This window comes from Streptomyces sp. RLB3-17 (assembly GCF_007113425.2).
Classification (GTDB): Bacteria; Actinomycetota; Actinomycetes; order Streptomycetales; family Streptomycetaceae; genus Streptomyces; species Streptomyces mirabilis_D.
This window is the reverse complement of sequence record NZ_CP041610.2, coordinates 11,896,793-11,922,951: the sequence shown is the minus strand read 5'-3', so window position 1 is coordinate 11,922,951 and position 26,159 is coordinate 11,896,793. Positions and strand designations below refer to the sequence as shown.

14 protein-coding genes and 1 pseudogene are annotated in these 26,159 nt (G+C 68.6%); 8 read left to right on the top strand and 7 right to left on the bottom strand.

Features of this window, described 5'->3' with window-relative positions:
* Positions 1 to 85: 85 nt before the first annotated feature.
* Positions 86 to 553: pseudogene (locus tag FNV62_RS53985) on the top strand (IS30 family transposase); the annotation flags it as partial.
* Positions 554 to 651: 98 nt separating this feature from the next.
* A complete protein-coding gene (locus tag FNV62_RS53980; protein ID WP_164657685.1) occupies positions 652 to 918 on the top strand; it encodes an IS3 family transposase in 267 nt (88 codons plus the stop codon).
* A 190-nt stretch (positions 919 to 1,108) separates the two neighbouring features.
* Here the strand turns inward: FNV62_RS53980 and FNV62_RS53975 are convergent, their stop codons facing one another.
* Genes FNV62_RS53975 through FNV62_RS53960 form a run of 4 tightly spaced genes read right to left on the bottom strand, consistent with a single transcriptional unit; the run spans position 1,109 to position 11,233 of the window.
* The gene (locus FNV62_RS53975; protein WP_144316321.1) at positions 1,109 to 3,241 is read right to left on the bottom strand and encodes a DEAD/DEAH box helicase; all 2,133 of its coding nucleotides are present in this window, start codon (positions 3,239 to 3,241) and stop codon (positions 1,109 to 1,111) included.
* Positions 3,238 to 4,569, bottom strand: coding sequence for a BREX system ATP-binding protein BrxD (brxD, locus tag FNV62_RS53970; protein WP_143606188.1), 1,332 nt, complete (start codon positions 4,567 to 4,569; stop codon positions 3,238 to 3,240). Before brxD ends, FNV62_RS53975 begins: the two co-directional genes overlap by 4 nt.
* The gene (pglZ, locus tag FNV62_RS53965; RefSeq protein ID WP_144316320.1) at positions 4,566 to 7,331 is read right to left on the bottom strand and encodes a BREX-2 system phosphatase PglZ; all 2,766 of its coding nucleotides are present in this window, start codon (positions 7,329 to 7,331) and stop codon (positions 4,566 to 4,568) included. The genes brxD and pglZ overlap by 4 nt, the downstream gene beginning before the upstream one ends.
* Positions 7,331 to 11,233, bottom strand: coding sequence for a PglY protein (locus FNV62_RS53960; RefSeq protein WP_144316319.1), 3,903 nt, complete (start codon positions 11,231 to 11,233; stop codon positions 7,331 to 7,333). Before FNV62_RS53960 ends, pglZ begins: the two co-directional genes overlap by 1 nt.
* Positions 11,234 to 11,557: 324 nt before the next feature.
* On the opposite strand from FNV62_RS53960, the gene FNV62_RS53955 reads away from it, so the two are divergent.
* Positions 11,558 to 12,664: a hypothetical protein gene (locus FNV62_RS53955; protein WP_144316318.1), complete on the top strand. Its 1,107-nt coding sequence runs from the start codon at positions 11,558 to 11,560 to the stop codon at positions 12,662 to 12,664.
* Positions 12,665 to 12,680: 16 nt separating this feature from the next.
* On the opposite strand, the gene FNV62_RS53950 is transcribed toward FNV62_RS53955, so the two are convergent.
* On the bottom strand, positions 12,681 to 13,115 hold the full coding sequence (locus FNV62_RS53950; protein ID WP_225900764.1) for an ATP-binding protein: 435 nt from the start codon (positions 13,113 to 13,115) through the stop codon (positions 12,681 to 12,683).
* Between the two features lie 126 nt (positions 13,116 to 13,241).
* Between FNV62_RS53950 and FNV62_RS53945 the strand changes: the two genes are divergently transcribed.
* Together FNV62_RS53945 and FNV62_RS53940 are read left to right on the top strand one after the other, a co-directional pair.
* Positions 13,242 to 14,039, top strand: a complete 798-nt coding sequence (locus FNV62_RS53945; RefSeq protein WP_144316317.1) for a helix-turn-helix domain-containing protein — start codon at positions 13,242 to 13,244, stop codon at positions 14,037 to 14,039.
* Positions 14,036 to 14,227, top strand: a complete 192-nt coding sequence (locus FNV62_RS53940; RefSeq protein WP_144316316.1) for a DUF397 domain-containing protein — start codon at positions 14,036 to 14,038, stop codon at positions 14,225 to 14,227. Before FNV62_RS53945 ends, FNV62_RS53940 begins: the two co-directional genes overlap by 4 nt.
* A 66-nt stretch (positions 14,228 to 14,293) precedes the next feature.
* On the opposite strand, the gene pglX is transcribed toward FNV62_RS53940, so the two are convergent.
* Positions 14,294 to 18,034 (bottom strand): BREX-2 system adenine-specific DNA-methyltransferase PglX, encoded by a 3,741-nt coding sequence (gene pglX / locus FNV62_RS53935; protein WP_144316588.1) that lies wholly within the window; start codon positions 18,032 to 18,034, stop codon positions 14,294 to 14,296.
* Positions 18,035 to 18,337: 303 nt separating this feature from the next.
* Between pglX and FNV62_RS53930 the strand changes: the two genes are divergently transcribed.
* Genes FNV62_RS53930 through FNV62_RS53920 form a run of 3 tightly spaced genes read left to right on the top strand, consistent with a single transcriptional unit; the run spans position 18,338 to position 21,673 of the window.
* Positions 18,338 to 18,799: a hypothetical protein gene (locus tag FNV62_RS53930; RefSeq protein ID WP_144316587.1), complete on the top strand. Its 462-nt coding sequence runs from the start codon at positions 18,338 to 18,340 to the stop codon at positions 18,797 to 18,799.
* 52 nt (positions 18,800 to 18,851) lie between these two features.
* Positions 18,852 to 20,204: a ParA family protein gene (locus tag FNV62_RS53925; RefSeq protein ID WP_144316315.1), complete on the top strand. Its 1,353-nt coding sequence runs from the start codon at positions 18,852 to 18,854 to the stop codon at positions 20,202 to 20,204.
* Positions 20,201 to 21,673: a hypothetical protein gene (locus FNV62_RS53920; RefSeq protein ID WP_144316314.1), complete on the top strand. Its 1,473-nt coding sequence runs from the start codon at positions 20,201 to 20,203 to the stop codon at positions 21,671 to 21,673. Before FNV62_RS53925 ends, FNV62_RS53920 begins: the two co-directional genes overlap by 4 nt.
* Before the next feature lie 43 nt (positions 21,674 to 21,716).
* Here the strand turns inward: FNV62_RS53920 and pglW are convergent, their stop codons facing one another.
* Positions 21,717 to 26,102 carry a BREX system serine/threonine kinase PglW gene (gene pglW, locus FNV62_RS53915; RefSeq protein ID WP_144316313.1) on the bottom strand — a complete coding sequence of 1,462 codons (4,386 nt, stop codon included), beginning with the start codon at positions 26,100 to 26,102 and terminating at the stop codon, positions 21,717 to 21,719.
* Positions 26,103 to 26,159: the final 57 nt, after the last annotated feature.

Here is a 26,159-nt window from a genome sequence, read left to right as displayed (position 1 = left end):
TCCTGCTGGCAACTGGCCACAGCAGACCAATCGAAGGACTTGGTCTTCCTGCTCACCCACGCCCCGGTTCCTCCTCTGCGCCGGAAGCCGCTCCACGCTCCTCGTGCACCTGCCTCGGCTCGAGGGCTGGGGCGGGAATCCGCCCGTGAAGAACGGTCCCTCGCTCGGGGGCTATGGCGCCATCGCGATGAACACGGCGCTTGCGGCATCGATGGCGCAGTTGCCCGAGCAGCTGCGCAAAACCCTCACCTGGGACCGCGGAAAGGAACTCTCGGGCCACGCCCAGTTCGCCGTCGAAACCGGGACGAAGGTGTTCTTCGCCGATCCGCACTCGCCCTGGCAACGACCGACGAACGAGAATACGAACGGGCTGCTGCGTCAGTACTTCCCGAAGGGCACCGATCTGTCCCGGTGGTCGTCCGCAGACCTCGAAGCCGTGGCCCTGGCGATCAACAACCGGCCCCGCAAGACCCTCGGTTGGCGGACACCAGCCGAGGTCTTCGAGGAGCAACTACGCTCACTACAACAGCCCGGTGTTGCAACGACCGGTTGAACTCGCCCAGCAGTAACCGCTGTGCTGCTGTCATCAGACCGGCACCGTCCTTCCTCCCCGACGGCAATCCTGACGGCAACGGCGGCACACAGAGGCCGGTGATCACCATCGTCGGCGATCAGTGTGGAAGAGAGCACAGCGCCCTCCCAACCACCCGCCCGATCCTCCGTGGCCGCACCTTCACCACGAGGGCCGAGGCGAACCTCGCGCTCTTCGAGTACATCGACGGCTTCCATAACTCCCGCCGCATCCAGGAACGACTCGGCTTCCTCAGCCCGGTCGAGTTCGAGGAGAAGCACTACGCCGAGCAGGCGACGGCCGAACCAACGAATCTGAACACCCGTCAACCCCTGCTGACCAGCTGATCAGCGGCTCCCGCATGACGGGGGAACCTCACGACAGGGCAGCGGTTGCTTCGGCCTCCGTAAGCCGGGCCGATGTCGTTCCCACAATCCGAGCTGCGGAACGATCACACAGAGAGGCCGTGCCATACGCGTGCCAGATCGTGCGGGGAAGGACGGGTAGCAGAAGCGGCTTCTCACAGGAACCAGGTATTTATAGGGGACGCATAACAAAGCGCACCGGTTCAGAGAGCACTTGCGCTGCCGGCTGCAGATCCGCCAGCCGCCTCGCAAGCGTCGACTCGGCGAGCCTGGGTGGCAGTGCCTCGGCGAACTTCAGTCCTTTCACCGCCCGCTCGTCGACCTCCGGCAGGCACAGGTGGTCCGGTGCGGCAGCCGAAGCCTGTTTCCAATCGTCGAGAGTGAGATCCTCACGCAGCCGGATCCAGCAATCGTTGATCTGCTGAGCAGGTACGGAAACCTCGGCCAGCGTGGCCGCAAGTGTGGCGTTCGCCCGATGGCCGGCCCATGTCCACCACTTCACGTATCCGCCGGAGCCGCGGGTGATCACCGTGCCTCCGGGATGCACCTCTTCCATGAAGTGCTCGCGCGCTTCGGTCAGATACTTCTCCGCACGCGCCGTGAGGTCCACCGGTGGGTTCGCCCCCAGGAGCACTTCCCGTACCGCGCGCGTCAGTTCGAAGGAAATACCGAAGTCGAGCCCGGCACCGCTCCACTTCGCTCTGCCGCCGCCGTCGACGGGTTCGACGAAGCACCGCTTGCGCTTCCAGTCGATGTACGTGACCTGCCAGCTCCGCCCAGCCAGCAGCAACCGACGGGGTCCGTCGATCCGTTCGGTGAGCAGGCTCGGATCCGTCCGGCCGATCTCCCTGCGGCCTTGCAGCACGGTGAACTGCGGAGGCGCGGTGAACACCGCCGTGAGATTCATGAAGTGCCGGTGTCCGAAGCGCCGTTCGGCCTCCGGGCCGATGAACAGGAGTCCTCCGTCACGGTCCAGGTAGCCATTGTCGACCAGGTGCCGGACGATCGGCTCGGCGGACTGGCCGAACGGGCCGAGGCCGTTCCACCACTCCTGCCAGAGGCGGTCCCCGACCTGCGGTTCCTGAAGACACAGCGCAAGAAGCTGTTGGGCCACGATGTGCCGTGGCTCCGGCGGGGCGACGACGGGCTCCACCCAGCCGCGCGACCACTGCACGAGGAGGGCTGCAGCTCCGAGGAGTCCATCCCGGTCCAGTGCGAGGAACAGGCAGTTGCGTGACGACCCGGGTCTGCGTCCGGTGCGTCCGAGCCGTTGCAGGAAGGAAGCGACAGTGAGCGGGGCATCGATCTGGATGACCCGGTCCAGATCGCCGACGTCGATGCCGAGTTCGAGGGTGCTCGTGGAGACGATGACGCAGTCGCGGGCTTCGGCGAAGGCATGTTCCGCGCGTCTGCGTTCGTCGACGGAGAGGGAAGCATGGGAGAGGAAGGTCGTCACGCCCTTGGCGCGCAGTTTCTCGCCCAGTTCCTCGACGAGCCTGCGGGACTCGCAGAAGACGAGCCGTTTCTCGCCGCGGTGCAGAGCCGCGATCATGGTGGCGGCGTTGTCGACGGAGCCCACGTAGTCAAGCTGGATGTCCGGCGGGGGCGGCGACGCCGCTGCCGATGTCTCCGGCTTCGGATCTGCCAGGTGCGGTGCCACCACCGAGGACGGCTGCTTCCCCGCCCCGGATCCCTGCAGCCACAGCAGCAGCTCGTCCGGGTTTCCCACCGTCGCGGACAGCCCGACTCGCTGGATGGGACGTCCGACGACACGCTGTAGCCGCTCCAGGACGGCCAGCAGATGCCATCCCCGGTCGTCTCCCGCGAAGGCGTGCACCTCGTCGACCACTACGGTGCGCAGTCCGGAGAAGAAGGAGGTGTGATCGACGTTCGCGCTCACCAGCATCGCCTCCAGCGACTCCGGCGTGGTGAGCAGGATGTCGGGCCGCGCGGCCAGAATCCGCTTCCGCGCGCCGGAAGTGACGTCCCCGTGCCACAGGGCCGCCGTGCGTCCGAGCCAGGAGGTGTACGTCTCCAGCCGAGGCAGCAGGTTGTTCAGCAGCGCCTTGAGCGGACACACGTAGAGGACGGACGTCCCCGACCACTTCTGCTGCACCATCTTCGATAGCAGCGGAAACGACGCGGCCTCCGTCTTGCCTCCGGCAGTGGGCGCCAGAAGGATCGCGTCGTCACCCGCGAGCAGCGGCCCGATGGCCTCCTCCTGCAGAGGGCGCAGTCCTGGCCATCCGAGCGTGTTGACGATGTGGTGGACCAGTGCGGGTTCGAGATCATCGACGCCGCTCACGGCATCTCCAGGTCGATGTCATCTGCGCGTGAAGCTGCCGCGTTGCGTTCCGCTTCGGTCAGCTCGCCGTCCGCGATGGTGAGCGCGTAGTGCTTGCGTGGATCGAAGTCTGGGAACTCATCCACCCGGTCGAGGACATCGGCGACGAGTTTACGCAGGAAGACGCGGGGCGCGACCCCGACCTTGCCCCCGAGTCCGCCGGTGACAGCCGTGGCGAGTTCCATGAGAAACGCGTCGTCCACCTGCTGCTCGACTCGTTCCGGATGCCGGGCAGCGCCCGCATACAGGTCGCGCACGCGCCTGCCCAACTCGCCGAGCCGCTCCAAGTCGAAGCCCGCGAGCCGTAGTTGGACCGCACGCGGAGAGTCGAAGCGCGGGTCGGTGGTGAAGTCGGTCGCCAGCCGCTGCGCGAGCGGCGGAAGCCGCTGCGCGCCCTGCTGACCGTCGAAAAAAGCGGGCGTCCCCGTGATGACGAGGAACAACCCTGGGAAGCGTCCCGCGTCGATCTCGTCGAGAAGCTGCCGCAGCGCGTTGAGTCCCTTCTCCCGGACATCACCACGCACACGCTGAAGGGTCTCGATCTCGTCGAGGATGACCAGCAGACCGGGGTGGCCGCAGTCCCGCAGCACGGTGAGCAGACCCTGCAGGAAACCGAGTGCCGCGAAGTGGTCGAGGTCGCCCCGCACCCCGGCGGCCCGGCGTGCTGATGCGGCGACGGACTTCTGACCGCCGAGCCAGGCGATGAGGGCTTCCGCGGTCGCCGCGTCGTCGGCTGCGACCGCGCGCCGGTACCCGCGCAGCGCCGCGGCGAACGCCGGTGTGGTGCGGGCTACTTCGGCAAGTCGACGCTCCATCAGCACGTCGACGGCTTCGCCCAGTGCCGCTTCGTCGTCCTCGTCCACGTCCTCGTTGTCGAGGACCTCCTCCTCCAACGTGTAGAACCAGGAGTCGACGATCGCGCGCAGCGCACTGGGCTGGTGGGTCGCCGTGGACAACCGCTCGGTGAGCCGGCGGTACACCGTCTCCAGCCGGTGCAGAGGTGTCTCCGTCTCGGAGATCTGCACTTCGGCCGTGGCGAGCCCCGCGCGCTTGGCCCGCTCGGCGAGCCAGCGTGCGAAGAAGGTCTTGCCGGATCCGTACTCGCCACGGATGGCGTGGAAGGCGGCCCCGCCCCGCGCCACCGTGGCCACATCATCGTCGAGGGCGCTAGTGAACCGGTCGAGGCCGACTGCGAAGAGGTCGAGCCCGGAGTGCGGCACGGTGCCCCGGCGCAGTGCGTCGACGACTTCTCGCCGCCGGACCGCGCTCACGTCGGGCGACGACGTCACGTTTTCTCCTTCGGGAAGAACTGGTCGCGCAGCAGGGTCACATCGAGTTTCACCGTGTGCCCGGCGTCGATGAAGCCGAGGACGGGGTAGCCCTCGATGTTGAGCAGCCGCTGCACGGTGGCGATGAACCCGTCGATGTTGCGCCGCACCCGCCCGGTCGCCGAGATGGCACCGGCGAGCGCGGCCGGTGACATGGTGCCGCCCGCCCCGGCCAGCGCGTCGATGACGGCTGCCACGACCTTGCTCTCGGGAGCCTTGCGTACGTACTCCTTCTGCGCCTCGTACACCTCACTGGCGACCACGCGCTCGCCCAGGGTGGCGGGGGCGGCTCCGTCCGCGGCGGGTGCCACGAGGTCGGCAGCGGCGAAGAGGCCTTCGCTCGCGGGCTGCTCCCTCGGCTTCCCCCGCTTCGGTTTGCGCGGTGTCTCCTGCATGGCAACGGCCTCGGGCCGCCCACCCTTGTGAGGAGCCCACCACCGCGGGACGGCCTGCTCTCGAGGCAGGGCCTCCCAGCCCCTCGGCACCAGGTCCCGGTCGGGGACCAGGACGAGCAGTGGCACGGTGACCTCCGCGAGCGAGGCCCCGCCGTGATACCCGGCCCGGCGGCCGGTGTAGCGGATGTCCTCCCGCCAGGGCGCGACGATGGTGCCGCCGCCCTCCAGTACGCGGGGCCCGGACAGCTGGACCTCGCCGTCCTTCACCGTGCCCGTGCGCCATCGGGCCGAGCCGGGCCCCGAACCCTCGTCCCCCAAGGGTCCTTCACTCGCGCCTCGTTCCAGCACATGCCCGTGATCCGCCACGAGCACGACCGGGCGCCCGTACCCCTTGGCCGCCGACAGCAGTTCCCGCAGGTATGTGACGTCACCCAGACTCCACTGGGTGCGCCGTCCCTGCTGTCCCTTGTCGAGGGCGTCGTCGATGGTGTTCAGCACGACGCCGACGACCGCGTCCGAGGCGAGCGCGGCCATGATCTCCTCGGAGAGGAAACTTCCCGCTCCTCCCTCTATCCCGGCCTTGTGGAAGAGCAGGGCGTCGAGTCGCCGCTGACTCCAGAAGGCGGCGAAGCCCGCCCTCTCCTTTGTCTGCCCGCCCTTGACCGCCGTACCGGTGAGCAGGGACGCGCGGCTGACCTCCGTGACCGAGGGGAGCATGGACACCGCGGCCATCCGCTGCGGCTCTTCCTCCGAGCCCGCCTCCCTGGGCACGACCTCGGTCCAGCCCTCGCGCTCGACCTCCTCACCCAGCTGGGCCGCGACCGCGGAGCTCATGCCGTCCAGTACGAGGACGAGCGGAGCCGTGTCGCCGGCCAGCGGCCTGACCGCCTCGGCCAGTACGTTCTCGACGACCAGGCAGCCGCCGGGGTGCAGCGCGGTGGCGTTCGGTGTCCAGGACGCGAGCCGCCGGGCGAACTCCTCGTCCAACCGCTCGCGCCGCTCCCGGGCCGCCTCGTACAGAGCGCGGAGGTCCTCGCCCGTGGCGGTGTCTCCGTCGGGGTCTCCGGCCCACAGTACGGCGAGCGCCCGGTCCGCCCAGCCCCAGTCTCCTGCCTGGCCCCGTACTCCGGCCGCCACCGATGTCACCGTGGGCCGCGGAAGTGCCAGCCAGCGGGCGGTCCTTACGGCCATCTCGGCCACGCCGACGCGGTCCGTGTTCAGTCGGGCCAGCATGTGCGCGTTCAGCTCGGCCAGGGCCGCTTCCCCCGCTGCCGGGGAGGTGCGGGCCGCTGCCGTCACGTGCCGCAGCTGGGCCGTGAAGCTGGACGGCAGGAAGCGGTTGGATTCGAGAGCCGGGGTGAGTCCGGCGCCCTCGGCGAGCTGGTCGGCGCGGTCGAGGACGGCGAAGACCCGCGCCCGGGCGGCGGCGTTGTGCCGAGCCTCTCCGATCCAGCGGATGAGGGCGCCTTCGACGGCCTCGGTGAAGGACTGCAGCTCGGTCCGGCGCGGCATCACCTGCCCGAACAGGCCGCCCACGGCGAGCACCACGTCCGGGCTCGCGGCCTGGTCGCGCAGGACGGCTCCCAGCAGACCGAGCGGCATCGCGTCCTGGCCGCGTCCGGTCTCCGCCAGGGACATCAGGACCGGTGCCGCGGGGCCCGTGGTCTCACCGAGCCACTTCTTCAGCTCGTCCCGTTCGGTCGGGTCCAGTTCCGCGAAGCGCAAGGGTCCCGCGGGCGTACGGGACCACGTGAGCAGGGCGTCCAGATCGACGACAGCCCCGGACGCGGGGCCGGCCTCGTCGTCGCCGTTACCCAGCCCGAGCCGGGCCACGACCAGCGCGCGTAGTGCCGCGTCCCGTGTCAGGACGGAACCGGCGCGCTTCCAGCCCTGGGAAGGCTCGGCGTCGAGAAGCGCCTCCAGCAGCCACCCCTCGTCGTACATGCGCGGGTCGAGTCCGGCGGCTCCGAAGCGCTGCATGACGATCTCGGCGTTCTCCACGGTGAGCGTCTGCCGCCGTACCGCCTGGCCGCGCAGGTCCCAGCCGATCTGACCGTCGTCGACGCCGGTGGTGACGACGAGGAGGTCCGCACCGGCTGCCTTGTCCCGGTGCTTCGTCCACTCCTCGAGGATGCCCAGGACGGACGCCTGGTGGCTGACGCGAACGCGCCGCGTCTCCTCCCCCGTCCGCACGGTGAACTCCTCGGGCGCGCCTGCCGAGTAGCGCCCGTGCACGAGAACGAGACGCCGGTCTCCTAGCCCGGAGGCGTGCGTGGCGAGAAGGGCCTCGATGGTGCGGCGGCCCACCTGGGGCAGAGCGGCGCCCATCAGTGTCCGGCCTCCCGGCCGTCGACGGGCACGGGACGCCAGGTGACCTGGATGCGCGTGCCCGGATGGGCTGCGAGGTACGACCTGATCTCCTCCTCCACATCGGCGACCGTGGCGGCGAGGGACGCTTCGAGCCGAGTGGGCTCGACGAGATGCGGAGCCCCCGGGTGTACGTCCCGGGCGGGCACGTCCACAGCACGCTCGCCACCGTCGACCCGCCGGGGCTCGCCCTCCGTCACGACCGGCCCCGACTGGACCACCGGCTGCCCGTGTTCCGTGAAGCTGACGTCGTCCGCGGTCGGCTGCGGCTGCGGCACCACGGGGTGGGCGACCTGCGCCAGGCGTGCCACCTCGTTGACGAGGGCCAGTGCCTGGTCCTGGAGCTGTCCGAGTACGGGGACGAGCGAGCGGGCCTGCTCGTGGTCGTTGGCGGTCTCCTCGACGACGCGGACCAACCGTGCCGCCCGGTCACCCACGCTGTCGTCCCGCCCGGCGAAACCGCGCACGCTGCCCAGCAGCTTCCAGTTGGTGTCATCCAGGGCGGCCAGCACCTCGGGGGCCTGCTTGAGGGCTGCCCCGATCTCCTGGTCGGTCACGTCGTACGCCACCGCCGCGAGCTCGCGCACCACCACGGTCGCGTCGTCACTGCGGGCGAGTCGGGCGACCAGGTCCGCCGCGGCCTTCATGGACTTCATGCGCGGAGCGTCCGCGCCCTGCGGTCCACGCAGCCCCAGCTCCTCGGCCCGCTTCTGCAATACGGCCCGGGCTCCACTCACGGCGTCCCGGTACTTCGCGATCACTTCCCGTACGCCAGTGGCGAGTTTGGAGACGTTCGGCGCGAAGAGCACGGGCGGCACGGGAACGCCGAAGATCCTGCCGGCCCGTTCGCGGGCGGTCGCGAACTCCTCCTCGGTCGGCAGCTCGACGGCACGCAGACCGTAGCCGGGACCGATCTTGTCCAGCTCCGGAGCCTGCTGCAGAGGCGAGGTCTGGTACACCCAAGTCCGGTCGTCGAGGAGCGCGTACGTCGCGATGATCAGGTTGCTGACGTTCTTCTCCAGGCCGGTGAACCCGAGCTGGCCGATCCACTTACGGACGTCCTCGACGGACAGGTCCGTCCCGGCGTGGGCCTCGGCGGCCTTCTGGTTGATCCGGAGCCGCCAGTCGCGGCTGACGTTCAGCGGACCGTCGTGCACCTCGCCCAGTCCCAGCGGGTGCACGATCTTCTTCACCATGGCCAGTTGGTGGCTGTCGACGACGACCCGGCGCTCGCCACTCTCCATGGCCCGCCCGATCCATTCCAGCGCGGTCTTCAGCTCGCGCAGGGTGACCGCCTTGCGGGTGAGGGCGGGGTCGAAGTCGGGGTGCTTCGGGTAGAGCACGGCGAACATCTCGTCGGCGAGGGCGTAGAGGTTCTTCTCGAAGCCGACCCCGGGCTCGGGCTTCTTCCGCGTGAACCCGGGCCGCAGCGACCACAGGTGCTGGTCCGCGGGTACCTCGGCCCCTACGTTCGCGGCCTCCGCCTTGCTGATCCCGTACAACTGCTCGAGAACGGCGGAGAGTTGGGTGGTGAGGTTGTCGCTCTGTGCCTTGAGCTGGTGGCGGATCTGGATCCGCTCCTCGGTCGAGCGGGTGGCGGTGACGTCGTCGAGGCGGTCGCGTTCCAGCAGATAGTTGATCTTCAGGAGTCGGCCGAGCTGCCGGGCCCGCTGCTCGGAGAAGAAGTCGGGCAGCCAGACGACCGTGCTCCCGGTCCGCCCCGACCGCCTCAGGGTCTCGATCCGGTGGACGTCCTCGATGGGCGAGCGCTGAGGCTCGTCGAAGGGATAGTCCAGTACGAAACGGATGTTGCCGTCCATCTGCGGTTCGAACTGCTCGTCGGGCAGATGCGGATCGCGCACGTTACCGAAGACGAACTCGGCGGTCCGCTTGGTGCCCCGCCAGACGATCTCGCGCTCGCACACGAACGCCTGGGTGTCCCGGATACCGAAGGCCGACCACAGCTGGTCCTTGATCCACTGTCGGCGGTGGCCGTCCTTGTCCGCGACCCCCTGCACCTCTTCGAGCAGCGGTTCGACGTCCAGGTCGGACAGGTGCAGATGGAACACCGGGTCCGCGTCACCCTCGCTCCTCAGCTCCCCGAACCCCTGGGCCTGCAGGTCGCGCAGCGCCTTCACCGCGACCGATCCGGCCGACCCAACCCGGGCCCTGATGGTGCCGTGGTTGAGCGCGGCGAGCCGTCCCCCGGTCAGCCGTGCCAGCGCCGGCACATTGGGGGCCAGCGCGCCGAGCAGCAGCGTTTTGACGAGCCGGTCGTCCCGCCGGTACCGCGGGTCGTCGACGGACCCGTGCTTCTCCAGCAGATGGGCCCGCACGCGCGCGTGGAAGCGGTGCGCGATCTCGGACTCCCGGCGCAGCTTGGCGGTGAACGCCTCACCGGTGCCCGACGCTATGACATCCCACAGGTCGCCGAGCGGGATCAGCTCCCCCATCCTCAGGTCGTCGCGACGGCGCCGCAGCAGCTCCTGGACGAGCTTCAGACCGGTGCGTTCGCGCTGGAGCGCTCCGGAGAGGTCCACGAGGACGTTGAGCAGCGCGGGCGAGAGCGGGTACAGCGTGCGGAAGTCGTCCCAGCTGGCCTCGGTCCGTCCGTGGGCATCGAGGAGCACCTGCCGAACCTCGTCCTTGGACGACTCGACGAGCGTGAAGGCCTCGTCGCGCACCGGCTCCATCCCGGGCTTGGGTTCCAGCACGCGGCGCTTGATGATCTCGACGAGGTTGCTGTCCTCCAGGTTGACGACGTCGATACGCCCGGCCAGGTACTCGATCTGCTGCTCGAGGTTCTGCACCTCGGCGCCCGCCACGTCGGAGCCGATGAGCTGGGACAGGTCACGCTGACGCGAGATGAAGGACACGATCGGTACGGGCCGGTCGGCGTCCCCGGACTCGATCAGCTTGACCAGCCGCTGCACTTGGTCGCGTACGAAGTCCTGCTCGCCCATGTGTGCCTGGAGCCAGAGGATCAGTTCGTCGAGGAAGAGCACGATGCCGTCGTAGCCGAGGGACTTGGCGTGCCGGGAGATGACGGACAGCCCGTTCTCCAGCGGGACGAAGGCGTCCTTGTCGCCGCGGGCTCCCTGCGCGTACGCCGCCATGGGCCCGGAGAGCAGCGCGGACACGAGTGCCTCGCGGTAGGGGTCCCCGGCGGGCGCGTCGAAGGCACGTGTCAGGTCGGCGGAGGTCCAGCTGCCGGCGGCCGGGGCGGCATCGTCTGCGTCGAGCAGGTCAAGGTCGTCGTCATCGCTGTCCGAGGCGACACCGCCGCCGGGGGCCACCGCGGCGGCCCCATCCCCGAGCCACTGCACGAACTTCGCGTCATCGGTGAGGAACTCGCGCTGCCTGCGCGCGTCCGCGAGCGCGAAGTCGGCCCGGTAGACGGCGGGGGTCGGCTTGTCCGAGTGCAGGGAGCGCACCGCGTGCACGTACCCGCCGAGGATGGCCGAGTCCAGGTCCGTGGAGCCCACGAGGTGGTACGGCACCATGAGGAACCGGCTGTCGCGCAGCCAGTGGTCGTGCTCGGCGATGACTTCCTGCAGCCGGGGCTTGGAGCGGGCCGCCGCGTTGTTGTTCAGCACGGCGTGCAGCACGGTCAGGAAGTGGCTCTTACCGGCACCGAACGATCCGTGCAGGTAGGCGGCGTGTGAGTTCCCCGACCTGACCGCCGCCCCGACCAGCCCGAGCGCGCTCCGGAAGGCCCCTTGCAGCTGCTCGGTGACCACGTACTCCGCCACGCGAGCATCGGTTTCGGTGAACCCACCGGACAGCTCGACCTTGAAATCGCCGGCATGGACGTCTTCCTTGATGTCGATGACATCCTTCAGGAAGAGCTCACTGGTGGGCATCCGGCTCTCATTCCCTCACTCGGCGGCAACTGGGGCGCGCTGATCTCACGCGCGCCACCCAATCTTGCCAGTCTTGCCATGCCATGTGCCCAGGCCAGACGCAAGTTCCGTGACCTGAGTGTCACGTTGAGCGACTTGAGCGGACGAAGCCGTGACGGAATGCAACGGATGCGCATCTCGCTGTGACATTTTCCTGGCTGTGACCCTGTCCGCAGCCTGGCCGAGAACCGCTTACGCCCGCATACGACCGTCTTGCGCTCCTTTTTGACCGACTCCGACACTCATGACCAGCAGGGCGTGCTTCATGACCGTGAGGGGGACCCCATGGGGGGCAACGGGATCGAGGGCTTACTGCGCGACCGGTTACTGATCATGGTGAACGACAGGTCGGCGATCGGCCTCCTACCGCACATCGACGCGAGCACCGGAGGCCTGCTCCTCACAGGTGCCGATGCCGCGGTGAGGTGCCGGAACATACGCAACAGCTATCCGGACACGGTCGTGGCCGTCGACTACGGCGGCCACGAGCACCGGGTCGCGACCGTCGACTGGCCCTTCGGCTATCAGGCGGCCGACGGCTGGCACGCGCTCGACCACTCCGGCCTGGAGGAGGCCCTGAACGGCCAGCTCGCCAACAAGGCGGCGTTCACGGTGACGCCGACCTGCTTCATACCACCGGACGAGGGCGGCGACGCCAAGGTCCTGCGTGCAGTGATCGCCCAGGCCAACCGGCTGGAGCGGACGGACACGGTCGTCCTGCTGCCGTGCAGTTACCGGTGGCTGCGGGACGAGTCGCTGCTGCACCTAGTGCAGGCTGTGCGGGCCAGCCGGCATCCGGTCGCGCTGATCATGCAGCACTACAAGGACCCGTTGGAGCGGGTGGGTGTGGCCGAGGGGCTGCGCGTGCTGTGCCGGTCGTGCCCGCGTCTGCTGCTGTGGCGTACGGACCTGGCGGCTTTCGACGCGTTGGCGCACGGGGCGCTGGGCACGGCGGTGGGGGTCACCGCCATGCTCCGGCACGGCATGGACCCGCGCCGCAAGGGCCGGGGCTGGCGGCCGTATCCGGTGGTGCTCGTGCGTGATCTGCTGAAGTACCACCGGGTGGAGGTTCTCCAGGACTGGTTCGCGCGCGTCGAACCGTTGACGTGCGGGTGCCCAGTGTGCGAGGGCTCCGAGTTGTCGCGGTTCAGCGAGAGCAACGCCGATGTGCGCGAGTCGCAGTGGCACAACACGTGCGAGCTGTACGCGCTGCACGACGAGTTGATCTCGACCGACGCGGGCCGGGACCGGCTGGAGTGGTGGCGGCAGATCGTCGACGACGCGGTCGCAAGGCATCACCTGCTGACCTCGGATCTCGGGGAGGAGGTCGCGCATCCTCCGGTGCTGCACTACTGGCAGCGGGCGAGTCCGCCGGCGATTCCGATGCCGTGACGGTTTGCATGTGCTCTCAGCGGAGGTCGATCTCGGCCCAGACGACCTTGCCGGGGCCTGGGCGGTCGCTCACGCCCCAACGGGAGGCGAGGGCGTCGACGATGACGAGGCCACGGCCGTAGTCGGCGGTCGTGTCCATGGTCATCGGGGGCGCGGCGACGGGGCGGTCACCTCGGACGTCGGCGACCTCGATGCGGAGCGTGTCCGTACGGTGCTCAAGGCGGACGGCGAAGTCGCGGCCCGGTACGCGGGCGTGGAGTACGGCGTTGGAGGCCAACTCGGCGACAACGAAGGCCACGTTGTCGGAGGCGGCCGAGCCGAACGGGATGCCCCAGACGTCGAGTTGGTGCGTGGCGAGGTGGCGGGCGAGACGGGCGCCACGCCGGGTGGCGCTGAGCTGTTGGAAGAACATACGTACGGCGACGCCGGGTTGGGCCTGAGGTGCGGTCATGCGGTCCAGAGTCACGGGAGGGAGGGTGACTCGACAGGCACGGCACTGGTACAGACGCGGCTGGGTGGGTTCACCGAATGGACAGGGTGGGTGACAGCCCGTAACCCTTGGAAAGGTGAACCGGAAGTGTCCGACGGCCTCAAGAGCTTCGGCGCGGTCCTGAAGGCGTTACGTGAGGAAGCGGGCCTGACGCAGGAGGAGTTCGCCCCGCTGGTGCGCTACTCGGTGCATGCGGTGGCCAAGCTGGAGCAGGGGAAACGGTTCCCGTCGGTGAGGTTCATCGAACGGGCTGGGGCGGTGCTTGAGGCCCCGAGGGTGCTCAAAGCGGCGACACGGCATCTGACGCGGAGGCAGGGGCTGGCGTCGTGGTTCGTGCAGTGGGCGGGGATCGAGGAAGAGGCGATCTCCCTCTACACGTACGAGTGCCGGGCCATTCCGGGGTTATTGCAGCCTGAGGCGTACATCCGGGCAATCTTCGAACGCCGATTGCCGCCGCTGACGGAGGAGCAGATCGAGCGCCAGGTGGTGGCGCGGCTGGAGCGTCAGCGGCTATTGCCGGAGAGACAGAACACGGCGTTCAGCTTCGTCATCGAGCAGGCGCTCTTGGAGCGCCGAGTGGGTGGCGCAGAGGTGACCAGGACCCTCATCGACCATCTGTTGGAGGTCGGGAGCCTTCGCAACGTAGAGCTCCAGATCATGCCGTTGCGGCAGGAGGAACACGCCGGAGTTGATGGCCAGATGTACCTGGCCGAGACCTCAGAACACCAGTGGATCGGCTACACCGAGGGACAGCAGTCGAGCGTCCTGCTCACCAACTCTGATGACGTGAGCGCAATGCTTCAGCGCTATGGCAAGCTGCGGTCGCAGGCACTCGGCCGCGAAGCCACCGTGAGCCTGCTGGAGCAGATACGAGGAGCACTATGAGCAGCACCGAACTGGACTGGTTCAAGAGCAGCTACAGCGGCAGCTCTGGCGACAACTGCATCGAGGTCGCTAACTGCCGTGAAGCTGTCCGCGTCCGGGACTCCAAGGACAAGGAGGGCGGCCAGCTCGCCCTCTCCCGCACCACGTGGTCGACCTTCGTCGCGTACGCGGCAGACGCCCGAGTCTGACACCCGCCCAACGCCCGTGGGGCTGCCGGAATTCTGGATTCCGTCAGCCCCACTGCCACGTTCCGCCTACTCGACGTCGAGGGTGGGCTGCTCCGGGGCGCTCGCCTTCTTCGAGGCGGCAGCCTTACGCCCCCGCGCACGCTTCACGGGCCGCCAGGCCTTGAGGTCCGTCGCGCTGAGCCGGTGCTTGCCCATCTGCTCATCGAGGAAGGCATCGCAGTCCTCCGCCGGCACGGACTCCCACTCGGCGTCGTACTCACCGTGCCACTGCTGTACCCAGGGCATGACCTCGTGCAGCCCGGCAAGCAACGGGGTGAGCCGCTCGGTGTCCCAACCGCTCTGCTCCGTACGGTCCTCGATGAGGTTGATGAGCGCCTGAGCCTGATCCTTGTGATCCCACCCGGCCCAACCGAGCAGCACGGTCGGGTCGGCGTCGGGCCCGGCCTCCAGATAGGAGATGAACCGCTCCTTGGGAACGTCGAGCTTGCCACGGTTGGACCAGTAGGAGGACTTGAGGAAGTCGGCGGAGGAGTACTTGGGCGGTACGGGGATATCGAGCCGCTGCCCGGTCCGGTCCTCCTCCCGCTGCTGCTCCCAGACGTCTTCCCACTGCTCGTGCTTACGCAGGCCGGAGTCCTTGTAGCGCATGGCGGCGAGGTAGGGCACGTGCTCATCGGCGACGACATCAGCGAGCACTTGCCCGAGCGGAAGGTCAGGCTTGTTGAGGTGATCGGAGGCGTAGAGCGCGGCGACGGCGTTGAAGTCAGCGTCGGAACTCAGGGCATCGGCAAGCTGGTTGACGGTAAGCGTACGAGGCTGCTTAACACCCTCCCGGAGGCTGAACCACAGCGCGGGATCCCCACACCGATCGAGCAACCAGGTGCGCAGAGCCGCCTTCTCCTTCTTCTCCCAGGGCTCGACAGACCACCGCCGCTTGCACTCGGGCCGCTCGATAAGCCCAATGTCCTTGCGCCGCTCGATGATGTCGATACGGGCCTGCACGATGTCCCGGTACCACGCGGGCCAGTGCCCCGGAATCTCGGTAATGGGCGTCGACCCGTGCCGCTCGAACCAGGCGGTATCGACCTCACCAGCGGCCCGCTTCCGAGCCAGCACAATCTCGAACGCCCGCTCTCCGAGCCGCACTTCGGGGATGGTCTCGGGGGCGGGCAACGGCAAGGTGGTACGCGCCTCAGCGGCTTCGGACAGCAAGCCGTACGACCCGTAAACCTGCCAGTCGAGCTCTTCTTGGAGGGCGATCATGCGATGGCGAAGGCGAGTGTAGTCGGCATGGGCCTCATCGAGGGCAGCACGACCGTAGACGCCACGCGCGCCGCCGATGAGGGGCTCAGCCTGGGACAACTTCCGCGCCAGGGAGTCCATCACACGACCAAGGAACAGCGGAAGCTGTTTAGGCAAGGGAAACGCTTCCAACCGAGTCGCGTTGAAAGCGTACCGAGCCTCCCAAAGCTCGTCCTGCACTCCCCGGCCGATTCCGCTACCGCCCTTAACATGGCAGTTTTGCTTCAGCCAAAATGCAGCAATCGACGAATTAAGCACCCCCAGCAGTTCAAGGTGTCGGTCCTCCCCACACCCCTTCGGCAATTTAATCACCGGAGCCGTTTGCTTAAAGACGTTGCCACCCCGGTCAAGAACAAAATGGTTGTGAGTCGCTACTTCAGCAAATGCAATCGACAGCGGCGTCTGGTACGCGGAGGCGGTGTGCTGCATGTACTCCCACCACACCAAACCCGCATCCGACATATCGCCCTGGAAAGTGCGTCGGGCAGCAAGAGTCACACGCCAAGGCCAGAGCTCTTCCTTGAGTCCGCTGCCAGCAACCTCTGAATCATACGGATACCAGATCTCCACATCTGGCACTCCAGTCCAGTCTCGGACAACTTCCCCGAGCAACAGTGGCCGCAAGGCACGTCGATCTGTGCCTGCACGGAGGCCAGGCCGCAAAGGCCGCATGAACGCTTCGTCAGCCCCTGCTCGGACAGCCCGACCAATTGGTGGATCGATCTTCTGGCTCAGCTCCCCGCGATCGGCATTGACCCGATCCAGTAGAGCCCCCGCCCCGCCACCACTCACCGACCACGGGTGCGTCGCAAAAACGTCCGCCGCCGAGTCCTCAACCGACAGCCACTCAGACTCACTTCTCGGCTTCCCTACTTGCTCAACAATAGCCCGCCAAACAAGACCCTCTGCCGCCACCCCCGGTTGCGACGGCTCCCCCCGAACCCCCAACACCGCCCGAACCATCCGCTCAGGATTCGGCACCCGGTTACGCCCCACAAGAATCACCGTCGGCGTACCGTGCCCCGGAATGAACGCCCCGGACGTGTCGATCACATGCGAAAGCTCGACCCGGTTTCGGAAAACTACCTCGATCAGCTTCTTGCCGAACTCCCTCTTCATAAAGGAGTTCGCGGTGATCTGCCCGACGAAGCCACCCCCACCCATCGAACCACCGGCACCTTTCACCGCCAGCTCAAACAGGCGCTGCGCGAACGGAACCGACAAGGCATACGTGCCTGCGCAAGCGTCATACGCCGCCCGATAATTCTCGTTCTCCTGCTTGTCCTTCACCGTGATATAGGGCGGATTCCCCACCACAACGTGATACGACCCCCGCCCCAGCAAATCAACCTCCAGTGCGAACTCCCCCACATCCTCCGTAGAGTAAACAAAGACACCCCCACCCCCAGAGTCGCCCCCCTCCATCTCCGCAAACAACGTACCCAAATCCGTCTGAATACCCGCCGCACCCCGCCCATGCAGCAACGAGTCCCCCACCGCCACATTGATGGGAAACACCGGCGCATGCGCCAACCGCTCAGCCCCCGCAGCCCGCATAGCCGCAACCAGCAACCGGAACCGAGCGATACTCACCGCGAAAGGATTCTTGTCGCACCCGTGGACGGACTCCAGAGCCCTCCGCACCACCAACCACTCGTCCGCGCCGGGCTCCGCCTCCCACCACTTCTCCACGAGCCGCTCGAAGATGCCTAGCAGGAAGTGCCCGGACCCGCACGCGGGGTCGATCGTCCGCAGCCCTCGCCGCTCGACGCCCCCCGGCCCCTCCACCACGGGATCCAGCCCGAACTCCGCGATGGCCGGCTCCAGCGTCAGATCGAGGATGAACTCCTCGACGAACTCCGGCGTCTGCAACAGCGCGTACGTCTTCCGGGCATGGTCACTCAGGTCCTGGTACAGGTCACCGAGGAACCGCGTATCCCAGTCCAGGTACGAGAAGTCGTAAACGATCCGCCCGTCCGCATCCCACCGCCGCCAGAACCGCAACAACTCCGTCGCGGCCTCATAGCCCGGCATCAGCTCCCACAGCGGATTGTGCGCACGGTCGAAGAGACCGGCCACCGTCTCATGGGCCCCCGCAAGATGCTCGAACGCGGCGATCAGCCAGTCCCGGTCGTTGTGATCAGGATGCTCACGGAAGTACGCCTCGTGCCGCTCCTCCGCCTCGACCAACCGCTCCCCGGGCCCGGCGATGAACGGCGCCTCGATGAGACCGTGATCCTCACAGAACCGTACGAAGACACAGGCCAGCACCCACGCAACGGCGGCCTGAGTCACCCGCTCGTCCCGCCACGCGCCGTACGTCGCCGCCGTGCGCTGCGCCTCCCGGGCCCGCCGGTACTCGGACTCCAGCCGGACGCGGTACTCGTCCTCGGACTCACTACGAGCCCGCAGATCGTCCTCCAGGACCACGACCTGCCGCCGCAGATCCTTCAGCAGCGCCGCCTGGTCCAGCCCCGCCCGCGCTTCCTGGCCCGTGACCGTCACTCTTCGCCATCCCTCTCGCAGCACCGCGTCACCCACCGCACATCTCCATACGGTTTCGCGTCTCAATCCTGCCAGCACCGTCGGCCGGAACAGATCCCGCAGGAGTCATCGCAAAGTACTCTCATCTGCCATGATCACGCCGCTAAGGTGATCACCGTGACGGCTCAGACACCTCCTCCAATCCCGGCGGCCTCGACCACGCCCGCGGCCCCGGCACCCGCCGCACCCGCACCCGCACCCGCGTCACCCACGCCGGCACCCGCGCCGGCACCCGCGCCCACCTACCAGCACTCCCTCTTGGACGTGGGTCTCTGCCACTACGACGCGGCAACGCAACTCGCCAAGTCGCCTCAGCTCTTCGGCTCCGCCGACCATCTCGCGGGCATCGCCGCGGAGTGCGTCATCAAAGCGATGCTCCTCGACTTCTTCGGTTCCATGCAGGACTCCCCGCTCGGGATCCCGTACAGCCCGGTGATCAGGAACAGCCCGGCGGCGCCGAGCAAGACCCAGATCGAGAAGGCTCGGAAGGCCTCCGAGCACGGTCACCTGCCCCACGTGTGGGACCAGCTCTTCCTGCTCGCCAACGGCCACCAAGGCGCCACCGTGCTCGCGCAGCTTCCCCAGCAGAACCCCTTCCGGGAATCCACCGACGAGTGGGACGTGGCCCACCGCTACCGTGACAGTGGCCAGATATCCGAGCAGCGCGTGAAACGTCACCTCGCCGCAGCTCGTACCGTTATCGCCGCCTACCAACTGGCGAAGTAGCCCAAGTAGAAGCAGAAGACGCAGCCGAAGTGGAAAAGCAGGCGCCCGCCCTATGAACCCCACCCGATTCGACGCCGCGTGGAACGCCGCCCTGGGCCACGCCCACCGAGCCGCTGAAACCGGCCGGGACACCGTCCTCGTACGCGACTTGTTCGGGCGTGCGTCTCTCCTCGTGGACGACGAGGACAAGCCTCTGCCCGCCGAGGAACTGGAAGCGCTCGCGGAGGAGTTCCGACGCGACACCCAGGCCTTCGCGGGCGCCCAGCCCGTCCAGACCGCGTCCACGATGTTCGCGCCGGAGATGTTCTTCGCCTCTCCTGAACTCATCGTGCAGGACGAGGGTGAGCCGGGACACCGCGGCCGGGTCGCCGTACTCGAACGAACCGTCGTGGGCGCCGACTGGGCCCGGGATGCCATAGCGGGCGCTTCACCACAGCCCGAGGTGCGAGATCGGCGCGTCGCGCTGTACGGGTTCAAGGGAGGAGTCGGGCGCTCCACCGCCACCGCCGTCCTCGCCCGCTACTTCGCCGACCAGGGCCGGTGCGTACTCGTCGTCGACCTCGACCTGGAGTCCCCGGGGGTCTCCTCGCTCCTGCACGGCTTCGACCAGCTGCCCGAGCACGGCATCGTCGACCACCTGGTCGAGGCCGGCGTCGGCAACGCCGAAGGGCTGGAGCTCGTCACCCAGAGTTCGTTCTTCGTGCCCTCCCAGGGCAACGGCGAGATCTGGCTGGCGCCCGCCGGAGGCCGCCCCCGTGACGGCTACGACTACCTCGCGAAGCTGAACCGCATCTACAGCGACCTGCCGGCCGCGGCACCGGGCGGCGCGCCCAAGCCGTTCTGCGTGCGGCTGGAGGAAGCCATCGCCGCGTGCGAGGCCCAGGTGGCCGGGATCTCGCGGCAGCCGGACGTGGTCCTGCTCGACAGCCGGGCCGGCATTCACGACATCGCCGCCGTCACCCTGACCCAGCTCAGCGGGCTGTCCCTGCTCTTCGCCGTCGACAACCCATCCACCTGGTACGGCTACGGCATGCTGCTCTCCCAGTGGAAACAGCGCCCCGACCGGGCCGTCGACCTGCGCGAGCGCCTCCGTATCGTGGCCGCCATGTTCCGGTCCGCCGGGGACATACAGCGTCTGCACAAGCTCCGCGACAACGCCCAGAAGATGTTCGCCGACACGCTCTACGACGACGCGGAGGGCGCGGACCTGGAGGCATACCACCCTGCCCTTGAGGACAACCAGGCCCCGCACGCGCCCATCCCGATCCTCTTCAGCCACGACCTGATCGGCCTCGACCCGCTCCAGGACCGCGACTGGCCCGAACTGCCCTTCGTGGAGGCTGCGTACAAGAGGTTCCTCAGTGAGGTCGAAGAACTGGTCTTCCCGCGCGAGGAGCTGTCATGACCGACCCGCTGACCACCGACGAGTACCGGACGCTGCTCGCCACCGCCCCCGGCAGCGCCTTCGACGCCGACACCGTCAGCCCGGACGTCACACGGCTGTTCACTCCGTCGAGCCACCGGCGTGCGCTGGACCCAGACGTGACGGTGGTGCGCGGCGCACGTGGTTCCGGCAAGACCGTGTGGACCAAGGTCCTCAGCGACGACCGGATGCGCGAGATCGCGGCAGCCTCGTACATGATGCCCAGGCTGGACCGGATGACGGTCGCCACAGGTCACGCGAAGGGCGGCGAGCCCAATCTGCACCATCCCAGCAAGAGCGTCATCAGCAAGCTCGTTGAGGATCCCCGAGTCACGCCTCAGCACCTCTGGTCGGCCGTGGTCCTGACCGGACTCAGGGCCCCAGAAATCCTGCGCATCGAAGGCTGGGACAAGCGTGTCCGCTGGGTCGCCGACCACATGGAGTCGTATGAACGCGCCCTGTGGACGGTAGACCAGGAGGCCCGCAAGAGCGGCCGCACCCGCCTGCTGATCTTCGACGCCCTGGAGCACCTCCACAACGACCGGACGGTCGTCGACCGGCTGGTGTCCGGCCTCTTCGAGGTGGCGCTGGATCTCCGGATGAGCACCAGCGCGATCCGGGCGAAGATCTTCGTCCGCCCGGACATGTACGAGAGCGCCCCCAAGCACTTCCCGGACGCGTCGAAACTCGGCGCCAACGCGACCGATCTGACCTGGACGACGGAGAATCTGTACGGCCTGCTCTTCCACCAGCTGGGCAATCACCCGAGCCCCGAGGCGGAGAAGTTCCGGGCGTCGACCGGCAGTTGGCGCAGGGAGGGTGAAGGCCGGTTCATCGCCCCCGTCGACGTCATCGCCACCCCGAAACGCCAGCACGATCTGTTCGTCACGATGGCAGGCCCGTACATGGGCCCGAGCCACCGCCGCGGCTACACGTACACCTGGCTTCCCAACCACCTGCAGGACGGCCGGGGCCAGGTGAGTCCGCGCACCCTGCTCCAGGCCGTCTCCACCGCGGCGACGATCAGCCGGGACCGGCATCCCATGCACGAGCACGCCCTCCACTACGACGCCATCCGGGAATCCGTGAGTACCGCTTCCCAGATCCGCGTCGACGAGATCACGGAGGACATCCGCTGGGCCGCGGTCGCCGTCGAGCAACTGCGGGGCGGCCAGGTACCAATGCAGCCGTCCGTGGTCCTCGCCTACTGGCGGGACGCCTCCCTCTCCGTGCAGCTGCGCGAGGTCCTGGCGAACGGCTCGCAGGGCAGCGGGCCGGAGGACGTCGACAACCACCGTGAGCTGATCGACGAGTTGGAGAGGCTCGGCGTGATGACACGGCGCGCGGCGGGCGCCACCGACCTGCGCGACTACGCGGTCGACATCCCCGACGTCTACCGCCTTGCGTTCGGCATCGGCCGCAAGGGCGGCGTTTCCAGGCGCTCACAATGACGACCGGAAGGACCCTGCGCTCGCCTTTGGCGGCGGCGCGGGTCTAGGCCGCCGCCGCTGCCACCGTCGTCAGGAAGTCGCCGTCGAGGTACGCCCGTTCGCCGTCCCCGCCGATCACCTCGACCGTCCGCCCGTCCAGGTGCGGGACCTGTGTCCGGGTGTCGACCGGGCACAGCAGCCACAGCCCGTGGGGGTCGTCGGCCGGTCGGCGGGCCGCCGTCTGGAGGCGGACCAGGAGGTCGTGGCCGCCCTCGTCCCAGTACCGGGCGAGCAGCCCCGCGTCATGCAGGAACAGCACCGTGCGCGGTGCCGCGGCCCGCTCCAGCAGCACGGCCTCCAGACGCACCCACACCGCACGGACGAACGAAGCCAGACCCCGCTTGATCTGCCCCGGCGCGGAGCCCGAGTCGGCGCGCAGGACCTTCTCCCAGTCCTGCCCCTTCTCCGCCGCCAGCGCGCGGAACTCGGCGAGGAACTCCCGCCCCAGGTCGACGCGTTCGACGGGGAACGCCGCGGCCACCGCCTCAGCGGCACCGGGCAGCTTGCTGCCCTTCACGGTCAGCGCGAGGAACCCGCCACGTTGCACGCAGGAGGCGAGCCTGGCCCGGGTGGCGGCATGCGGATCCCCGTCCATCTCCGCGACCGCCGGGATGCCGTGCCCGGGCGGCAGGTAGCTGGTGCCCGTGCCGGTCGACGTCCACTGGCCGACCGCCTCCAGGGTCGGTGGGAAGAACCGCTCCAGCTTGGTGTCGTACCGGAGGTCGAAGCGCGCCTCCCTGAGCGGGTCCTCCAGCTCGACGTACGTCGGCTCCCGCTCTCCGGAGAGCGCGTCGAGCACCGGGAAGCGTGCGCGCAGCCGCGCCAGCAGCTCGGCGACCGTGATGCCACGGTCCCGTCGTACGCCCGCCCCTGCCTGCGAGATCCGCAGGGCGCGGTCCAGGCTGAGGTCACGGGGATACAGCTCAAGGCGCGGAGTGACCTCGGTACCCACGGCGACTGCGGCCGCCAGGTCCACCAGCCGGGTGTCCGCAAGTGGGGCGAAGCCTTCCGGGGCGGGCACCGCACGCAGGTCGCGGACCACCGCGGCCCGCCCCGGCAACGGCTCCTGACGCGCCAGACGCTCCGCCACTGTCCCCAACTCAGCCGTATAGTCGGCCAGTTCACGGGGGCTGGGGTCGTCGGTCCCGGGCAGCGACTCCACGGCGATCAATACGGTGTCGCCACGCCGGTGCACGGCCAGGCGCGGCTCGTGCTGCTCCGCGCCCTCGCCGTCCCACAACTCGGCCTCGGTGGCGGCCCGTACGACGGCAAGTGCCCTCGCGAGCGTGCGCTCGGGCGTGTCGTCGCCCGCGCCGCGCCGGACCCTCAGTTCGGCGGCGGCCTCCTGCGCGGTCATGACCCGTCCGGCCGCGGTCACGATCTCGACCAGCTCTTCGCGCACCCGCCCCAGCCAGTCCGCCTCGGCCCACTGCTTGATCTCGATGCGGTGATGGCGGGAGACCGGCGGCTGCTTGATCTTGAGGTGGTCGGCGATGCGGGCCTGGACCGACCAGGGGCCCAACGGCGACAGGCCGCCCTCCTCGGGCGGCAGACCGAGCGTGAGCCGGACCACGGGCGCACGGTGGGAACCCTTGCGGCCTGGCTCGGGGGTGAGCCGGGCCGCCATGTCGTCGATCGACAGGATCAGCGGTCCGTCCGATTCGGAGTCGCCGTCCGTGCGCGCAGCCGGTCCGGCCGGTCGGGCGTCGGCCCCGGGCTGCCGCAGCGCGACGGCCCACTGCTTGCGACGCCGGTTGAGTTCCTTGCGTACGAGCGCACCGGCGCCCCGCGCCTTCGAGATCGCGTACGGCTGGACGTCGAGCAGCTCCCCCACTTTGGTGGCACCCAGCCCGTGTGCCACGGACACGGCCCGGGGCGACAGGCCCGCGGCCTCCAGCAGAGTCTCCGCATCCGCCGCCTGCGCGGCGGCGTCGCGGGCCTCCTCGGCGTCCTCGGCCTGGGTGCCGACCGTGGCCGGGGTGGTGGCCGGCTTGGTCGCGTCGGCCGCCCGGAACACCTCGCGCCACTCGTCGTGCATCTGCCGCAGCGTGTCGAAGCGGTGTTCGGTGTCGCGGTGCAGCGCCCGTCGGAAGAAGGACGTGAGACCGTCACTGAGGGCCGGTTCGAACAGCTCCGTCGCGACGTACAGTTCGGCGGATTCGTTGGTGAGCGGGTCCAGCTGTCCGTCGCCCCACATAGGGCGCTCGCCGGCGGCCATCTCGTGCAGGGTGACGGCCGCCGCGTACCGCTCGGCGTGGTCGTCGTAGTACGGCCGCCGCAGGGAGCCGAGGAACGGGTCGAGGTAGCCGCGCGTGCCCGCCTTGATGTCACGCTCGGAGGCGTCGGCGAGGGAGAAGTCGAACAGTTTCAGGCGCCAGATCCGGTCCTTGCTGTGGTGGATGCCGAAGTTGTCGGGCTTCAGGTCGCGGTGGAGAACTCCGTTGGCGGCCAGCTGGTCCATCGCCCTGAACATGTCGTCGCCGAAGCGCTCCAGCTCGTGGTAGGTCAGCTTGCCCTTGCCCCGCAGCCGGGCACCCAGAGACTGCTCACCGGCGTACTCGAGCTGCAGGACGGTCCGTCCGCCGATCTCGCGCAGCCCCTCGCCCCTTAGCTGCACGACCGCGCCGCCGCCCACCTCCTTGAGAACGCCCGCCTCGGCACGCAGCCGTTCCGCCTTCTGCTCGTCCAGGGCGACCTTGAAGACCCACTCGTCGATCTGTATGCGGCCGTCCTCGTCCTCGACCGCACGTTCCACGAGAAGGGCTCGGGCGGTGGCTCCGGTGCCGAGGACGCGCCGTACGGACCATTCCGCGTCGAGCGACTGGCCGGGGAGTGCCTCCAGCGGGTCGACTCCGACGGCAGTGGGCGCCTCGGGCAGCACGCTGGCGCGCTCCGCCTTGTCCAGCAGGTCGAGGAACTCCTCGGCAGAGCCGAGGCGTTCGGTGACGTCGGAACGGGTCGCCCTGAAGACCAGCTCGTCGAGCGCGTCCGAGAAGCCGTCGGCGACGGAGTACAGATGCAGGCCCGAGTCGGTGCGCAGGCGCTCGCTCAGGGCACTTCGCTGTGTGGCGGGGGGCTGACCGGTGAGTATCAGGTACGCGACCGCACCGAGCCCGAACATGTCCAGGTCGGCCGGATCGGCGTACGGCTGGTCGGTCTCGGGGGCGAGATAGAGGCGGGCCGCGTCCTCGATCAGAGCGGCGTCGAGCGCCGAGCCGCCGATGGAGCGGAAGAAGGTGGCGTTGCTGTCGAAGTCGCGGGCCGCTGTCTGCCAGTCGGTGATACGCAGCTCGGGGCGCGTCCCGTCGGACCGGAAGGAAACGTAGACGGAGCAGGCCGCCAGTGCCCGGTGGTAGAGAGAGCGATTGTGGGCGTAGCGGACGGCCTCGGCGAGCTGCCGTACGAGATCGAGGCGGATCTCGGGAGTGAGCTTGCCACCGTAGGTCGCGAGGTACTGGTCGAGGCGCAGGTCCGTGTGCCGGTGACGGAAGAGGATCGCCGGTCCGCCCTGATGCTCGCGGATCTCGACGGCCTCGACGATGCCGCGGTGTGTGACGCCCTGCAGGACCTGGTACTCGCGGCGGGCCGCGCGATCGGTCGACTTCTTCGCCGCCTCGGTCGCCATATGGCCGACCAGGTAGATACGGACCCGGCCCTCCTCCTGGACGAGTCCGTCGTCGCGTGTGGCCAGGCGGTCCTCCCAGGACTGCCCGCGGTCCAGGGGGTGCGGCTGCAGCTTCCAGGCGTCGCCGAACCTGAGATGGGCCGTGGACTGCTGGACGCCGATGGCCTTCAGCAGACGCGGCAGGGTGTTCCGGGAGAAGTCGGGAGTGATGCGACGGTCGGGGCGGTCCGGCGGCAGACTGAGGAAGTCCTGCCAGATGCGCTTCAGGCCGGTGGGGCGGTCGTCACGACCGTAGACCTTGACCTTCTGGACGTCGTCGAGATGGCTCTCGAGGTCCGGAGCCGAGAGGAAGATCGCCGGTTCCACGCGCGGCACGGACCGCTCCGGGATGCCCAGCTTGCGCGCCGCCCACAGGAGTCTGCTCTTGAGATCCTTCGACTTGGCATCGTTGAAGTGGAGCGGGTTGTTGATCGTCCGGGTGCGGTCGGAGCCGTGGAAGTTCCAGGTGGATCCGTTGTTCTCCAGTCGCCCTGGATGGCTCTTGATCTCGACCAGGTAGAGGCCCGCGGGCACCGCGATCAGCAGGTCGCACTCGTTGATACGGCCCGACTGCGCGGTGAAGGAGAACGTGGCCCAGGCGCGATACGGCTCGGCGGCCGGCATGAGGCGTCGTACATGGTCGAGAGCGTCCTGCTCCCAGGGGTACGGAGAGGGCCGATCCTGGAACCACTGCTGCGCCGGACGCGGCGGTCCGGGCCTGGGCACCGGACGCGAGTCTCCTGCCGTCACCGTCCGACCTCCGCGTCTGCTTCCCGCCCTGCT